Below are 15,926 nucleotides of genomic sequence, written 5' to 3'. Positions count from 1 at the left end.
GTTGTGTTTTGAACGGCGAGGATGCTGAATCCTAAGGTGCTGACTAAACGTGCTGATTCAGCTAACGACTCATTGATTTTACTCGTATAAAAGAGCGAGACTTATTCATACCTGCATTATTCCAGCGCCCGACGCACTCCTGCAATATATTCAGGATACAGCGAAATGTCATTATGATCGGCGCCGCTGACTAGAATAGAGTCGACCAGCTGCTCTGTAAATTGCGCGATTAACGGTTCGCTTCTCGCCCTCGGGATCACCTGGTCATTTTCCGCCGTGAAGATATAGGTTTGCGCGCTAATGTTTTTTACCCGCTCTATTGACTGAAAATTATCTTTAATAAACAGGGATACTGGAAACATCCAATAGACACTCTTGGCAACATTTTCGATACTGTCATAGGGAGTGACCAGCAGCAGTTTTTCTACCTGCCGGTTGGCCGCAACATAGGTAGCAACGCCGCTTCCAAGACTTCTGCCCATCAAAGATATCTGTTTATGCTTAACTTTTATCTGATCAAATACATACAGGGCATCGTGATAGAGATGTGCTTCGCTGGGATGACCTGTACTGTTGCCGTAACCCCGATAAGCAATAAGATACACACTATAATTCGGCAGCTGAGTCTCAAAAAATGTGATGTTACTTTCAATGCTTTCCGCATTGCCACCGTAATAGATTAATGCTTTCTGCATGCCCTTATTAACCACCCAGCCGTTCAGCTGTACACCGCCGGTAAGGAAGCTGATTTCAGTCACACCGCTTACTGGGCCAGCCGGCTGGGGAAAATATAAAAATTTACGCTGCATCACCAGCAGCAGCAGACAAAAAACAATATAAATCAGTAGTATTGAAGCTAACGTACTTTTCATTCCCGTTTCCTGTGCTGCTTAGTTATGTGTTTATAATAGACCAGAGAATAGATACTAATATTAATAACTATGACCAGAATACCCAGCGCAGACTGCATATTAAGGGTTAAGCCGTGCGGATAAATAATAGGAATTAGATAGTGGCTGATAAATCCTTCCTGATAGCCCTGCGTGCCTGCCGCCTGCCTCAAGTTATTTTCCAGTGGGGTCAATGGGCAGATCCAGCCCTTAAAACTAAGCAGTGATGCCCAGATAAGAGCGGGAAGGTGAATAAAAACCAGATAGCCGCGTAAAATCAGCAGCAGCCCGCCCAAGAGTACAAACAGAATATACAAGAAATGTACCAGTACCAGTAAGTCGGCCAGAATTAGGTAAAGCATTATATTTATCTCCATTTATCAGCTCTTAATCCCAGGCATTACAACTATGGTTTAGGTATGCCCCCGTGCCACTCAACAGCAAGCGTTCGTCGATAAATTTTACAAGAGGGGGGGGAGGTCAAATTTCACCCAGCCGGCAGCCCTGCTATGCATGATCATATTTTGACTTTTGCTAAAATTAATATTTTACCGCAGATTCGCTGCACAAATCTGCAGGGCTGATATTAGCTGTAAAATATATTTCAACTATCAATAGCTTATTGTGGCCTTGGTAATACAGCTGAAACAGCTAGTCTAAAGTTTGTCAAATCACCAGTATTTTTATTCATTATTTTGGCAGATCCCCTGTCATTGTCTGACAGGGGAATATCTTAGATTGATGCACAGAAAAGCATTATAGCCCATGGTTTTTTGTCGATAACTTTTACAATCGTTCCTGATGTTATTTTCTAAAATACAGTAAGCTTCTGTTTTTAAATGCTTATATAGAACTGGTCTAGTGTATGCAGGGTAAGGGTGTGTGTGAGTTAATACTGTTTCAGTGCATACTGCTTACACGCCGTTTTATCGAATAAATAGGAGATATATCATGAAAAGAATTATATTTATCCTGCTGTTTAGTATGTTGTCGTTAACTGCGCAGGCGGTGCCTATGCTTTGGCACCAGACAGTTGACTTCGAACCGGAAATCTATTTTGGCTCTACAGGTCTATCAACATTTACCTACACACACGATATTAAAACTAACGGTTTTGTCCCGGTAACTGATACCGTTTTGTTTTATGATTTGAATATTGGGTTATATGATGATGCGTTAATTTTCCCCGACAGGAAAGAGTGGGCCTTTATTAATCTACCCGGCATTATTGCAGATGGATTTTTTGAAATTGATTATTCCGACATTCACCGCGGCATTTCATTGGCAGGGCTTGTAATGATTAACGTTGACGGTTTATTGGATGTACGAATTGACCGTATTAAAGGTGATTTCTTCCTTGGCGAGTCAACCATTGTTGCACGTGGTATACGTGAAGTACCCGCTCCAGCTCCACTATTATTGTTAGGCGCTGGTCTAATTGGTTTATTCATGCGCCGCCGCTTAGTATAAAGTTACGAAAATATGATGTACATGAAAGCGAATACCAGTCAGTTCAGAGCTGACTGGTTTGTTTTATTTGCGGAAACTTCTCCGCTTCTTCAGCTAAGTTTAACCCTTACAGCAGTTTATACTGCCCGTTTTCAATCCCGTCTATAGTCCAGCCGCCAATACGGTAACGAATCAAACGTAATGTCGGAAAACCAATATTTGCCGTCATACGACGTACCTGGCGGTTACGTCCTTCGCTGATAGTAATGCTCAACCAGGTGGTTGGAATAGCTGCGCGTTCCCGGATCGGCGGTACTCTGTCCCAGATTTCCGGCTCATGCATAATTTCAATGTCGGCCGGCAGGGTTAAACCGTCTTTGAGCTTTACACCATCTCGCAGCTTCTGCAGATCTGACTCTTGCGGAGTCCCTTCTACCTGTACCCAGTAAGTTTTAGTGGTTTTAGCATCGGGCTGGGTTATTTTTGCCTGGAGCTTACCGTCATTGGTTAATAATAATAAACCTTCACTGTCGCGGTCTAAACGCCCGGCTGCATAGACTTCTTTTACATCAATAAAGTCCGCTAAGGTTTTACGTTGGTTTTCAACATTATCTTGATCGGTAAACTGGCTCAGTACATCAAAGGGTTTGTTAAACAGAACAACTTTACGACTGGCATCGGTTACCGGGGGCAAGTGATTTTTAGTGGTTTTGTTTTTACGCGGGCCTCGGCTTTTTTTATTTGAAGTTTTAGTTTTGGCAAAAGAAGTCGATTTTTTATTAAACACGTGAAAACACCTTAAAAAGAAGAGTTAATACCGAATTGTAACAGAAGTTGCCATTCAGACCTGTCACAAATTCCAATATAGGCTTTGTAAAGTTGAGTGCAGACTGGCTGTAAATTGGACTATTTGCCTGTTTTCGTTATGATGATGCCCTAAATTATTGCAGCGTAACAAATTCATAACATTTGTTACGTCATAAGTTGGCCATTACTAATCTTGTTAAAGGAACGAATATGACAGATAAAACAGCAAAGATCATTTACACACAAACTGATGAAGCACCTGCGCTTGCAACACACTCTCTACTTCCAATTGTTAATGCTTTTACACAAGCTGCTGACATTGTTGTTGAAACGCGTGACATCTCTTTAGCTGCTCGTATCATTTCTAACTTCCCTGATAGTTTAACTGCACAGCAGCAGATGTCAGATGCATTATCTGAATTAGGTGAACTTGCTAAAACGCCTCAGGCAAATATTATTAAACTGCCTAATGTAAGTGCTTCAGTACCGCAGCTTCAGGCGGCGGTTAAAGAACTTCAGGAGCACGGTTATGCACTGCCTGATTACCCTGAAGATGCACAGACAGATGCCGAAAAAGATGCTAAAGCGCGTTACGCAAAAGTATTAGGCAGTGCGGTAAACCCGGTACTGCGTGAGGGTAACTCAGACCGTCGTGTTGCAGATGCAGTTAAACAGTATGCTCAAGATAACCCGCACCGCATGGGCGCCTGGTCTCAAGATTCAAAATCACATGTTGCGCATATGAACAGCGGTGATTTCTACGGTAGTGAACAGTCAGTGGTAGTTGGCCAGGATGATGACCTGAAAATCGAATTTACTAATGCATCCGGCGCAGTAACGGTATTAAAAGCGTCTACAGCGGTATTAAAAGATGAAGTGATTGACTCATCTGTGATGAGTTGTGCTGCACTGCGTGCTTTCTTTGAAGCTCAGATGCAGGATGCTTTTGAAAATAACATTATGCTTTCACTGCATCTTAAAGCGACCATGATGAAAGTGTCAGATCCGATTATGTTCGGTCACGCGGTAACGGTTTATTTTAAAGATGTATTCAGCAAGCATGCTGCTTTATTTGCAGAGCTGGGTGTTGATGCCACTAATGGTTTAGGCGATGTTTACGCTAAGATTGCCGGCTTACCGGCTGCACAAAAAGAGCAGATTGAAGCGGATATTCAGGCTGTTTATGCTAAGCGACCTGCACTGGCAATGGTTGATTCAGATAAAGGCATTACTAATTTACATGTGCCGAGTGACGTGATTATTGATGCTTCTATGCCGGCAGCCATCCGTACTTCGGGCGGTATGTGGGGCACAGACGGTAAACTACACGACACTAAAGCGATGATCCCGGATCGCTGTTACGCAGGTATTTACCAGGAGACAATTTCTTTCTGTCGTGAAAATGGTGCATTTAACCCGGCAACTATGGGTAATGTCTCTAATGTCGGTCTGATGGCACAAAAAGCGGAAGAGTACGGTTCACACGATAAAACATTCCAGATTAAAGAAGCAGGCACGGTTAAAGTTATTGACCAGGCCGGCAATACGTTAATGGAACATAGTGTTGAGCAAGGTGATATCTGGCGCATGTGTCAGGCCAAAGATATTCCAATTCGTGACTGGGTACGTCTTGCGGTAAGCCGTGCACAAGCAACAGGCCAGCCGGCGGTATTCTGGTTAGATGAAAACCGTGCACACGATAGAAACCTTATCGCTAAAGTAAATACTTACTTAAAAAATCACGATACTACTGGTTTAGATATCCAGATTATGTCACCAAATGAAGCGATTAAATTTTCTTTGAAACGCGTACTTGCGGGTGAGAATACTATTTCGGTAACGGGTAACGTGTTGCGTGACTACCTGACGGATCTGTTTCCTATTCTAGAACTTGGCACAAGTGCTAAAATGCTGTCAATTGTACCCCTGCTTGCCGGCGGCGGTCTGTTTGAAACGGGCGCCGGCGGCTCTGCACCTAAGCATGTGCAGCAGTTTGTTGAAGAAGGGCATCTGCGCTGGGATTCACTTGGCGAGTTTTTAGCTCTGGCTGTGTCTATTGAAGATATAGCGGCTAAAACAGGTAATAGCAAAGCTGTTGTGCTTGCTGAAGCGCTGCATGCCGCTAACGGTAAATTCTTAAAAGAAGATAAATCTCCTTCACGTAAAGTGAATGAGCTGGATAACCGCGGCAGTCACTTCTACCTGGCAATGTACTGGGCAGAGGCGTTAGCTGCACAAACTAAAGACACTGAGTTACAGGCTGCATTTGCACCGCTTGCTAAAGTACTTTCTGAAAATGAAGCGCTTATCGTGAAAGAGCTTAACGATGCTCAAGGCTGTGCCGTTGACCTGGGCGGCTACTTCCATACCGATGCTGCTAAAGTTTCAGCTGCAATGCGTCCAAGTAAAACATTAAATGATGCACTGGCCACGGTTTAACTCTTACAGAAATTACTCTGTCGACGGTTAATTAAATAACGGCGGTTGTTGATCAAAAAAGGTGCTCATTGAGCACCTTTTTTTGTTTTTAGCTATGTCAGCCTATTAAGCTTTGTAAAATCTTAATATCAAAAGAATATTCAGCGTCTTCTGCTAATCTTATTTTTATAGTCTCTTTATTAAGGCGACAGTTTAATGCCTCATAAATATAAGCAAGTATTATTGTGTGTTTTATTAGCCTGCATATGATAGTCATTGCCGAAGGCGTCTAAAATATAGAGTTGCTGCAGTTCTTAAAAGAGATTGGTTGTAACGAAATGCAGGTTTGTTATTTAGTAATACCAATTCCACTAATTAGATGATCTATTTAGGCGTAAGGAAAAATGGATGAAAGCAAGACATTGATTGCAGTAACTAGTTGTCCTAATTGCAAAATCAATAACGAAGCTCGCATTCATTTTAACAAGCGTAAATGAATAGATAATTAATGGATTTGGTATAAAGCCCTCCCGCCGGATAAATTTTTGAGCTGCTTAAGAATCAGCAGGTGCCGCTGATTGAAAGCTAGCTTTGCCGACATTTATTAATCGTTACAGGAATTGCTGATTTGAAAACTCACAGACTTTTGACTGCACTGACTGCAGCCTTTGCTATTGTTGCTCTTGGCGCCTGCAGTGACAAACTGCCTGCCGATAGCGGCTTATCCGGATCATCTTTTACGGCTTGCCCTGCCTCGCCAAATTGTGTTTCAAGTGACTCAGATGCCGGTGACAGCGAACATTTTATTGCCCCGTTGCGGTTTGAAAGCTCTCCGGAAAAAGCCTGGTCAGCAGTACGAGAAGAGATGCAGGTATTAGCGCGTACGACAATTATCGCAGAAAAAAAGAATTACCTGCATTTTGAAGTGCGCAGTGCTTTCTGGGGATTTGTTGATGATGTTAAATTACAGCTTCGGCCCAATGAGGGGATAATTGCAGTTTTTTCTGCCTCACGCTCAGGTTATTACGATTTTGCTGTTAACCGCAAACGTATTGAAAATATACGGAACAAGCTGCTGAAACGGGGAGTTATAACTTGCACCGGCTGCTGATGCTTTAGTAATCTTAGTGTTTCGAGACGCCTGCCGTCAATAGAGTTGTGATTTATGGATGAACCTTACTCGAATAATAAAATAATGTTCAGCCACAAGGTTTTTATATGTCCTCGTTACCTTTGATTCTTGCCGGTCCTATTGTGCGAAAATGTACTGCACAGGAAGTTGTCTTCTGGTTTGCAACCTCAGAGCCCTTAACAGGCTCATTTACCCTGGCGTTAAAGCAGCAGATTTTATTACATGCAGATCTTAAGCTGCAGACTTGTTATCAGGTCGGCAGACACTGCTGGATAACTCTATGCACCTTTCGTGCTGCAGAAGCACTGCCGCTTAATCAGGTCCTGAATTATCAGTTTATAACCCAGCAGGGGCCTCTGGAAGATTTATTACCAAATTTATTATACCCCGGCGAAACACTGCTGATGCTGGTTATCAAAACCGACCTTGATTATGTGATGCATGGCTCCTGCCGCAATCCCCATCATAACAGTGATGACTCCTTAGTCGCTGCTGATAATAAAACTGCTCAATTGGAAGCCTTAGAGCGCCCGGCTTTACTGATGCTTAGTGGTGATCAAATTTATGCGGATCACGTTGCCGGGCCCACCCTAAGTGCTATTAAAGAAGTGATTCATCTGCTCGGGTTAAATGATGAAACTTTTGATCAGGCGGCAGTTGCTGATTCACAAGCCTTGTATCAGCACCCCGACTCACTTTTAAACCGCGATAAAATTTTACCTAAGCATCAGAAACAGAATTTATTAAGCCGTTTACTGCCGACTAAAGAGAAGTCAGTATTCAGTGCTACTGAGATTGATAATCATCTGATTAGTTTTGGCGAATTTATGGCGATGTATCTGTTGGTCTGGTCGCCGCAGTTATGGCCGTTGATTGAGTATCAGCAGCCGCCTCAGCAGAATAAGCCGCTTTCTGAAGTGCAGGAAATGCACTGGCAGCAGGAGTGCATTGAGATTAATTCTTTTGCAGCTGGTTTAGTACAGGTACAGCGGTTATTCGCACACCTGCCGACTTATATGATTTTTGATGACCATGATATTACCGATGACTGGAATCTTAGCGCCGCCTGGGAACAGCAGACCTATCAGCATCCTTTTTCGCGGCGTATTATCGGTAACGGTCTGATGGCCTACTGGTTATGTCAGGGCTGGGGCAATGAGCCGGATAATTTCGGACTGGATTTTCACAAAACTGCCTGCGATTATTTCAATGAGCCAAAGAAAAGCAGCCATGACAGTTTTGTTGAATTTCTCTTTAAGTTTGAGCAGTGGCACTACAGTATAAATACTTATCCTAAAATGCTGGTTTTAGATACGCGCACCCGTCGTTGGCGTTCTGAATTGAACCTTAATAAACCTTCTGGTTTGATGGACTGGGAAGCCCTGACCGAAATGCAGCAGAGCATGATTAATGAAGACAGTATTATCCTGGTATCACCCGCTCCCGTCTTTGGTGTGAAATTTATCGAAGCGCTGCAGCAGTTGATGACCTGGTTAGGTTTACCTTTGATGGTGGATGCTGAAAACTGGATGGCACATAAAGGAGCTGCTAATGTGCTGCTGAGTATTTTCAGTCATCGAAAAACGCCGGATCAGTTTATTATTTTATCCGGTGATGTGCATTATTCTTTTGTTTACGATATCCGTCTACGATTCCGCACTAACAGTCCTAAAATTTATCAGATCACCTGCAGCGGCATTAAAAACCAGTTTCCCGGGAAACTACTGACCTGCTGCGAATTTCTGGATCGTATTCTGTACAGCCCGTATTCACCGATAAATTTTTTCACTAAAAGAAAATCGATGAAAATCAGTAAACGGGATCCTTCAACCCCGGGAGATCAGCGTCTGGTGAACAGCAGTGCGATTGGTGAATTAAAGCTGGATAAAAAGCTGCAGATAAGTGAGGTCACACTGCTAACGGGTAAAGGTCACAGAATAAATTTTGACGATACGAAGTAAGGCCTTTGGTGCAGAGAGCTTTCACACTTTTTAAATCCTGAAACCTGCTCCTGTCTGCCGAATAGGCGCTTTAATCTGAATTGTCTGTGTTTAAAGTCCTGCTGTATAAAGAGATGATTTACAGGTTTTTTCGAAATGCCGATAATATTTACACTTTATTTTGGCCATTATTTTCTTTTATTCAACATGTTGCAGTCTTTCTTTCCGGTACTGCTGCAGGCCGCAGTTATAGCCTCAATAAACAGCAGCTTATCGCCTGATTCGAGGAAAGTCCTGCGTCGATTTTTTTTACATACTGATTGATCGTATTTTACTGGGAAATATTAAGTGATTGTTTTAAATGCAGATAATTACAAGGGCTTATTTTATGCATGAACCTTAGTGTTGTGCAAGGAGATTGCTCTGATTTCGATTAAGGAACATTTCTATAAGCAGCTATTAAGGAGGTAACTAATGAGTTTATTTGATTACAGCTGCAGATTTCTCAGAAGAAAAATATTATCAGTTGTTGTGTTAATCACAACTGTTGCTGGTTCCGGTGCATATGCAACAATGATTGATTTAAGCGTGGCCGGCAGCTCGGGTAATTTGGGAAGCAGTGCTTTATTTTATCAATCGGATGCTCAGCCTACGGGAACAGGAGTGATCGATCCTTTTGTTCGAATAAAAGGCAACGGTAATACGATAGATGTCGAACAAGCATATAATACGACGGTTAACGGTACGTTTGATGTCGGTCCGGCAGATAACTGGAACCATGCAATTACCCTTGGTGATGTTGGTTTAGTGACAGTCAATAATGAGCTTTATCGGGAATTTTTTCTCGATATTAATGAAAGCAGCAGTAAAGCCCATGGTTACCTTGAGCAGTACATATCATTAGATGAAATTAAGGTTTATATGGGAGGGGCTGCAAACTCAAATACAACGGATCTTTCTGACGGTGGGCCGCTTGGAACGCTTGTTTACGACTTTGATGAGGATCCTGGTGACGGATTAGATAACTGGGTGGCATTGAATTATGGGCTGGGGCACGGCAGCGGCTCTGGTGATATGAGTTTCTATTTAAACAATAGTTTTTTTGACGGCTGGGCAGAGACAGATAATCTGGTTTTTTACTCTTTATTTGGCGAGATAGGAGATGATCCTGGGCAGTATAACTTAGCAAGCGGTGACTGCGATATCGGCAGTCGCAAGCATTGTGACTTTGGACCTAGTGCTGATTTTGAAGAGTGGGCGGTAGTAAGAGCAACTAAAACGGTCAGACTTCCGGAATCGAGCTCACAAATGTTATTATTACTGGGGGTGCTAAGTGCTTACTTATTACGTCGACGTTTCTTAGCTAAAGCGTACATAAAATAATCCAGCGCTTTGCTTAACGGCAAACCGTTAGAGGTTAATGATCTTTGTGCTTTGTATACCCAAGCGACTTGAAGATGCCGGAATCAGCAAGTCGAGAGGTGACTAGATTCAAGGCATAAAGCCGTAGATCTAGCATTCTACATCAAGGTTTTATAACGCTGAAGATGGTTGACTCTCGCCTTGCCCTGCGGGAGCCTAGCTCGAAAACCAGCACGGCGTTACAATATTTGAAAAGGGAATAACCATTCTCTGCATATTGTGCCTTGTTCTGACTTTCGAGCTAAGCTCTGAATCTGCATCTTCAAGTTGTTTGGGTATATAAAGGCTTCTGAATTTATTTAGAAGCCTTTTTTATCTTGTTAATAATCCCACCCAGCCTTTGAGTGATTTAAAATCGAGCCTATTTCAGGCTAACAATACAAATATGACTCTGAGGTCGACAATAAAGCCTATTTATAGTAGCTTACTGCTAATATTTATCGATGGAAAAAAAGCGTGTTAACTTCAACATTACCAGTACGAATTTATTATGAAGATACCGATGCCGGCGGCATCGTTTATTACGCTAATTATTTAAAGTTTTTCGAACGCGGACGTACAGAGTTTTTGCGTGAATTTAATATCCAGCAGGATATTTTATTAGAAAAAAATATAGCATTTGTAGTGCGTAAAGTAGATATGGACTGTATAAAATCAGCACGTTTTAACCAGCTGATTACTGTCAAAACTACCGTTACTAAACAACGTAGGGCGAGTTTAACCTTCAAGCAGGAAATTTTTCATGAAAATGGGGAACTTCTTTGCCAGGCAACGACTCTAATCGCCTGCGTTAATTTACAGAAAATGAAACCAACAGCTATTCCAGCTGAAATAATCGAGGTAATTCCCAGTGCAAGCTGATATGTCTTTTTTAGGATTGTTTTTACAAGCCAGCTGGCTTGTTAAATTTGTCATGCTGTTATTGCTTGGCATGTCTATTTATTCATGGACATTAATTTTTGCCCGTTCAAGGATGCTTAAAGCGGCAGCAGCTGCGCTGGAACATTTCGAAGAACGTTTCTGGTCAGGCCATGATTTAAGCCGTTTATATAAAGAAACATCGGCACGCAGCGAACGAATTTTTGGCGGTGAAAAAATATTTTACAGCGGTTTTAAAGAGTTTTCGCGCCTGCACCGTATGCCGGGACGTAACGTCGACAGTGTCACTGAAGGGGCGCACCGTACTATGCGGGTAACCTTATCGAGAGAGATTGATGATTTAGAAAGCGGCCTTCCAGCTTTAGCAACAATTGGCTCAATCAGCCCTTATATCGGTTTGTTTGGTACTGTGTGGGGGATTATGAACTCATTTATTGCGTTAGGTGAAGTGCAGCAGGCGACCTTAACTATGGTTGCCCCCGGTATTGCTGAAGCTCTGATTGCGACGGCAATGGGTCTGTTTGCGGCTATTCCAGCCGTTATGGCTTATAACCGTTTTTCAACGCAGGTGGGAAAACTGGAAACAGCTTATATTAACTTAATGGAAGAGTTTACCTCCATTTTACACCGCCAAGCTATGACTGAAAATGAGTAGATAAGACTATGCATTATTCTTACCGCAGTCCGAAAAGGCGTCGAGTTATCGCCGAAATTAATGTTGTGCCGTATATCGATGTGATGCTGGTTCTGCTGATTATATTTATGGTAACTGCACCGCTTGTAACTCAAGGTGTAAAGGTTGACCTGCCTCAGGCTGTTGCAGAGCCGCTGCCTGACGACAGTAAACCACCAATGATTGCCTCGATTGATAAACAGGGGCGTTATTATCTGAATGTTGGTGACAGTGTTGAATCACCTCTTGATGCGCAGGAAATGGGCGCATTAGTGCGTGCGCAGTTAGCACTAGATGCGGATGCACAGTTTGTGGTTAAAGGTGACGGCGATGTCAGTTACAAACGTGTTATTGATTTAATGGTTTTACTGCAGCAGGCGGGTGTTCCGTCTCTTGGTTTGATGACTGAGCCCGATCAATAATGAAAAACAGTTCAACAATAATCGCTTTTATTACAGCAGTTGCACTGCATCTTATTGTTGGTGGTGTACTGCTGATGAATGTTGACCTTTCATTCCCGAAAGAAAAAATTAAAACCAGCGTGCCGGTTATTCATGCTTCCGTGGTTAATCAGCAGTTATTTGATGATTTAGCGCAGCGTAAAAAAGACCAGCAGCTTGCAGAAAAACGCAGAATAGAGAAAGTGCGCCAGGAAAAAGAGCGTGTTAAACGCGAAGAAGCTAAGCGTAAGAAGCGGGAAGCCGACCGCATCAAAGCTGAAAAAGCAGAAATTGTGCGTAAAAAGAAAGAAGCAGAGCGGGTTCAGGCGGAAAAAGTGTTAGCAGCTAAAAAGTTAAAAGCTAAACAAGAGGCCGCTAAAGCTAAAAAACTTGCTGATGATAAACGCAGAAAACAGGAAGCTGAACGTAAAAAAGCAGCAGAGAAAGCAGAAGCTAAACGTAAAAAGCAGGAAACTGAACGGATTCAGGCAGAAAAAGCTGCTAAGGCTAAAGCTGCAAAAATAAAAGCAGAAAAAGCAGCCAAGGCAAAAGCTGCAAAAATCAAAGCAGAAAAAGAAGCGAAACGCAGAGCTGAGGCTGAAAAAGAGCGTTTACGCCAGGCTGAGCTGGACAGACAGATGGAATCTGAGTTTGAAGATGCCTTCTCAAGTGCGCAAAGCTCTAAGCAGCTTTCTGAAATTGCCCGTTATAAAGCGCTTATTGAAAATAAGATAAGTCGAAACTGGCAGGTTGATCCGGATATGAAAGGTAAAACCTGTACATTAGCGATACGCCTGGCACCCGATGGTCTGGTCTTAAGTGCGGACCGCAGTCGTGGAGACATGAAGCTGTGTGCATCTGCCAGACGTGCCACATTAAAAGCTAAAACATTACCAATTCCTAAAGATCCGGAAATAGCGCCGCAGTTTCGAGATTTTGATATTACTTTAAAACCTGATTTGTAAGGAAAAGTTCCATGTTATTACGTTTATTATTATCCTTTTCAATTGTGATCTTTTCAGCTCAAGCGTCTGCTCGTCTGGAAATTCTGATCACAGAAGGGGTAAACAGTGCACGGCCGATTGCGGTTATTCCTTTTAAATGGTTAGGTAAAGGGCCGAGACCACAAGGTATTGCTGAGATTGTTTCTGCAGATCTGCAGCGAAGCGGGCAGTTTAATCCTATTTCTATTGATAAAATGCCGAAAACCCCCTCAAACAGCAGTAATATTGATTTTTCACTATGGCATGATATGGGGGTTGAAGCGATAGTCATGGGCGAGGTAAAACCGGCAAAAGAAGCAGGTAAGTTCACTATTACTTACGAGCTGTTAGATGTGGTGACCGGTAATATGGGCATGCCGGAATACAGCCCGACACTGGACAAACGCCGTTTTACCGTTGAAGAGCGTAAATTCCGTCATCTTGCACATACTGTCAGTGACTATGTCTATGAAGAATTAACCGGCGAAAAAGGAGCTTTTTTAACACGTATCGCTTATGTCGCTATTGATCGTAAAAGTACTCATCCCTACCAGTTACGCATTTCAGATTATGACGGTTACGGCGAAAAATCAGTATTGCGTTCAAAGCAGCCGATTATGTCTCCATCCTGGTCTCCTGATGGTAAAAAACTGGCTTATGTGAGTTTTGAAAAACGCCGCTCACAAATCTATGTGCAGAACTTATATACACACAAACGTGAACTGATGACCAGTTTTAGTAAGATTAACGGATCTCCCCGCTGGTCGCCTGATGGAAAAGAGTTAGCATTAGTCTTGTCAAAAGACGGACAGCCGGAAATTTATATTTTAAATACTATTACTAAAGCACTGCGCCGCGTCACTTATAACCGAACCATTGATACAGAGCCAAGCTGGACGCCTGATGGAAAAAGTTTGATATTCTCCTCAGAACGAGGCGGAAGACCGCAAATTTATCAAATAGAGCTCACATCTGGTAAAACAAAACGGATTACTTGGGAAGGGGAAATGAATTTAGGTGGCACAATTACCCCTGATGGTGATAATCTAGTGCTAGTAAGCCGTCATAACGGAGATTACAAAATTTCAGTGCAAGATCTTGATTCTGGTGAGTTAAGAACACTGACAAAAACCGAATTAGACGAGTCACCAAGCATTGCTCCAAACGGCAGTATGATAATTTACAGTACAGTCTTTCAGGGTAAAAAAGGTTTGGCGTTAGTCTCAATGGATGGGCGTTTTAAGGCTAATATTCCAGCTAAGAACGGTGAGGTTAAATCACCAGCATGGTCTCCATTCTTAAAGTAAATTAATCAACAAGAAAATAAGGAAAGAAAATGAACTTAACGATGATTTCAAAAAGCTTATTAATTGCACTGCCGATGCTGGCTTTAGGAGCATGTAGCTCAAACAGTGAAACTGATGCACAATCAACTGAAGCTAACAAAGCTGCAACTGAAGCTGCTGCGGAATCAACAGCTGATAACACAGTACAGACAGATGTAGTTGAAGCTGTTGCATTAACTGAAGAAGAGTTATTAGTTCAAGAATATACTTATGCTATTTTAGAAACGACAGTTCGCTTTGGTTTCGATAAATCAATGATTCAGCCTCGGTATACTAAAATCCTTGATGCGCATGCTAAATACTTAATGGATAATCAGGACAAAACGTTAACTATTGAAGGCCATGCAGATGAAAGAGGTACGCCTGAGTACAATATCGCACTAGGCGAGCGTCGTGCGCAGTCTGTTGCTACTTACTTAGAAAATGTAGGTGTTTCTTCAAGCCAGATTGAGCTTGTAAGCTACGGCGAAGAAAAGCCTGTTAATTTCGGTCATGACGAAGCAGCTCACGCTGAAAACCGTCGTGCAGAATTAACTTACTAATTATTTGTGATGAAAAAAGTTAATGCTAATGCGGCCGTTTTTATGGCCGCTTTTTTATCCGCCTCTGCATTTGCCGCCGCTCCCGTTAATGATGTGACAGTGACAAGCAGCAGTGCGCCGATAGAAAAACAGATTCAGGAACTGACTCGTTTATTAGAAATGCGTACTAAGATGCAGCTGCGCACTCAAAATCAACTTGATCAACTGTCGCTGGAAATGAGTGAGATGAAAGGCAGTATTGAGCTGTTTAATCATAAAGTCGAGCAGATTGAAAACCGCCAGCGTAATTTGTATCAGCTGATTGAAGAAAAAAGTAAACCGGCAGCTGTCGTCACCGCCGTTGATGACTTGTCCGCTGTACCAAGTTCTGAAAGTGAAAAAGTCGCTTACCAGAGCGCTGTAGATCTAGTCTTGGTAAATAAAGATTTCGAACAGGCTATTACCGCATTTGAAGCATTTGTTATTGATTACCCTAAATCACCGTATGTGGCGAATTCACAATACTGGTTAGGACAGCTCTTATATAAAAATAAGAAACGTAATGAAGCTCGAAGTGCTTTTCTGATTGTTACAGAAAAATATCCTGATTCAAATAAACGTCCAGATTCTTTGTTTAAAATAGGTATTATCGATGAATACCTTGGTGATATTGCATCAGCAGAAGAATTTTATAAGAAAGTATTAAAAGAATACCCGAGCTCTTCAGCTGCCGGGTTAGCAGGTAAGCGTTTAAAAGGTTTATAAACGGGTTTAATAACGTTTTATAAACATGCTTATTAGAGTTTTGTTTATTTTCTCGGCAAACAGAAAAAAAAGAAATATTTTTTGTTGCGCTCTTAAAAATATTCTATATTATACGCCGCAGTTGAGACAGACATGTGACCGAGTTCATATTAAGTTTCAACTGTAGTAAGACCGAAATTTCGGGCCGTTAGCTCAGTTGGTAGAGCAGTGGACTTTTAATCCATTTGTCGAAGGTTCAAATCCTTCACGGCCCACCACTTT

Annotated in this window: 15 protein-coding genes and 1 tRNA gene; 13 read left to right on the top strand and 3 right to left on the bottom strand. The window is 42.2% G+C overall.

Annotated features, from left to right (window positions below):
- Positions 1–116 precede the first annotated feature (116 nt).
- Together G327_RS0101830 and G327_RS0101825 are read right to left on the bottom strand one after the other, a co-directional pair.
- Complete coding sequence (locus G327_RS0101830; RefSeq protein ID WP_019613055.1) at positions 117–872, bottom strand: alpha/beta hydrolase; 756 nt, start codon at positions 870–872, stop codon at positions 117–119.
- On the bottom strand, positions 869–1,252 hold the full coding sequence (locus tag G327_RS0101825; RefSeq protein ID WP_019613054.1) for a DUF2784 domain-containing protein: 384 nt from the start codon (positions 1,250–1,252) through the stop codon (positions 869–871). Before G327_RS0101825 ends, G327_RS0101830 begins: the two co-directional genes overlap by 4 nt.
- A 589-nt stretch (positions 1,253–1,841) precedes the next feature.
- On the opposite strand from G327_RS0101825, the gene G327_RS0101820 reads away from it, so the two are divergent.
- The gene (locus G327_RS0101820; RefSeq protein WP_019613053.1) at positions 1,842–2,360 is read left to right on the top strand and encodes a PEP-CTERM sorting domain-containing protein; all 519 of its coding nucleotides are present in this window, start codon (positions 1,842–1,844) and stop codon (positions 2,358–2,360) included.
- Between the two features lie 106 nt (positions 2,361–2,466).
- Here the strand turns inward: G327_RS0101820 and G327_RS0101815 are convergent, their stop codons facing one another.
- Entirely contained in the window at positions 2,467–3,126 is a 660-nt protein-coding gene (locus G327_RS0101815) for a pseudouridine synthase (protein WP_019613052.1), read from the bottom strand.
- 230 nt (positions 3,127–3,356) lie between these two features.
- On the opposite strand from G327_RS0101815, the gene G327_RS0101810 reads away from it, so the two are divergent.
- The 12 genes from G327_RS0101810 (at position 3,357) to G327_RS0101750 (ending at position 15,922) form a co-directional block, all read left to right on the top strand.
- Complete coding sequence (locus tag G327_RS0101810; RefSeq protein WP_019613051.1) at positions 3,357–5,585, top strand: NADP-dependent isocitrate dehydrogenase; 2,229 nt, start codon at positions 3,357–3,359, stop codon at positions 5,583–5,585.
- A 607-nt stretch (positions 5,586–6,192) separates the two neighbouring features.
- Positions 6,193–6,675 carry a DUF1499 domain-containing protein gene (locus G327_RS0101805; RefSeq protein WP_019613050.1) on the top strand — a complete coding sequence of 161 codons (483 nt, stop codon included), beginning with the start codon at positions 6,193–6,195 and terminating at the stop codon, positions 6,673–6,675.
- Positions 6,676–6,782: 107 nt separating this feature from the next.
- On the top strand, positions 6,783–8,657 hold the full coding sequence (locus G327_RS0101800; RefSeq protein ID WP_019613049.1) for an alkaline phosphatase D family protein: 1,875 nt from the start codon (positions 6,783–6,785) through the stop codon (positions 8,655–8,657).
- Between the two features lie 453 nt (positions 8,658–9,110).
- Positions 9,111–10,019 (top strand): hypothetical protein, encoded by a 909-nt coding sequence (locus tag G327_RS0101790; protein ID WP_019613047.1) that lies wholly within the window; start codon positions 9,111–9,113, stop codon positions 10,017–10,019.
- A 495-nt stretch (positions 10,020–10,514) separates the two neighbouring features.
- Positions 10,515–10,919 carry a tol-pal system-associated acyl-CoA thioesterase gene (ybgC, locus tag G327_RS0101785; RefSeq protein ID WP_019613046.1) on the top strand — a complete coding sequence of 135 codons (405 nt, stop codon included), beginning with the start codon at positions 10,515–10,517 and terminating at the stop codon, positions 10,917–10,919.
- Positions 10,909–11,592, top strand: coding sequence for a protein TolQ (gene tolQ, locus G327_RS0101780; protein WP_019613045.1), 684 nt, complete (start codon positions 10,909–10,911; stop codon positions 11,590–11,592). Before ybgC ends, tolQ begins: the two co-directional genes overlap by 11 nt.
- 8 nt (positions 11,593–11,600) lie before the next feature.
- Entirely contained in the window at positions 11,601–12,032 is a 432-nt protein-coding gene (gene tolR, locus G327_RS0101775; protein ID WP_019613044.1) for a protein TolR, read from the top strand.
- Positions 12,032–13,015 carry a cell envelope integrity protein TolA gene (gene tolA / locus G327_RS0101770; RefSeq protein ID WP_019613043.1) on the top strand — a complete coding sequence of 328 codons (984 nt, stop codon included), beginning with the start codon at positions 12,032–12,034 and terminating at the stop codon, positions 13,013–13,015. The genes tolR and tolA overlap by 1 nt, the downstream gene beginning before the upstream one ends.
- A gap of 11 nt (positions 13,016–13,026) precedes the next feature.
- On the top strand, positions 13,027–14,340 hold the full coding sequence (tolB, locus tag G327_RS0101765) for a Tol-Pal system beta propeller repeat protein TolB (RefSeq protein WP_019613042.1): 1,314 nt from the start codon (positions 13,027–13,029) through the stop codon (positions 14,338–14,340).
- Positions 14,341–14,369: 29 nt separating this feature from the next.
- Positions 14,370–14,921: a peptidoglycan-associated lipoprotein Pal gene (gene pal / locus G327_RS0101760; RefSeq protein ID WP_019613041.1), complete on the top strand. Its 552-nt coding sequence runs from the start codon at positions 14,370–14,372 to the stop codon at positions 14,919–14,921.
- A gap of 9 nt (positions 14,922–14,930) precedes the next feature.
- Positions 14,931–15,665 (top strand): tol-pal system protein YbgF, encoded by a 735-nt coding sequence (gene ybgF, locus G327_RS0101755; RefSeq protein ID WP_019613040.1) that lies wholly within the window; start codon positions 14,931–14,933, stop codon positions 15,663–15,665.
- 181 nt (positions 15,666–15,846) lie between these two features.
- Positions 15,847–15,922: transfer RNA gene (locus G327_RS0101750), tRNA-Lys, on the top strand.
- The last annotated feature ends 4 nt before the right edge of the window (positions 15,923–15,926 follow it).

Origin of the sequence: Psychromonas ossibalaenae ATCC BAA-1528, assembly GCF_000381745.1 — a bacterium.
Taxonomy (GTDB): domain Bacteria; phylum Pseudomonadota; class Gammaproteobacteria; order Enterobacterales; family Psychromonadaceae; genus Psychromonas; species Psychromonas ossibalaenae.
This window is presented reverse-complemented; position numbering and strand designations above follow the sequence as displayed.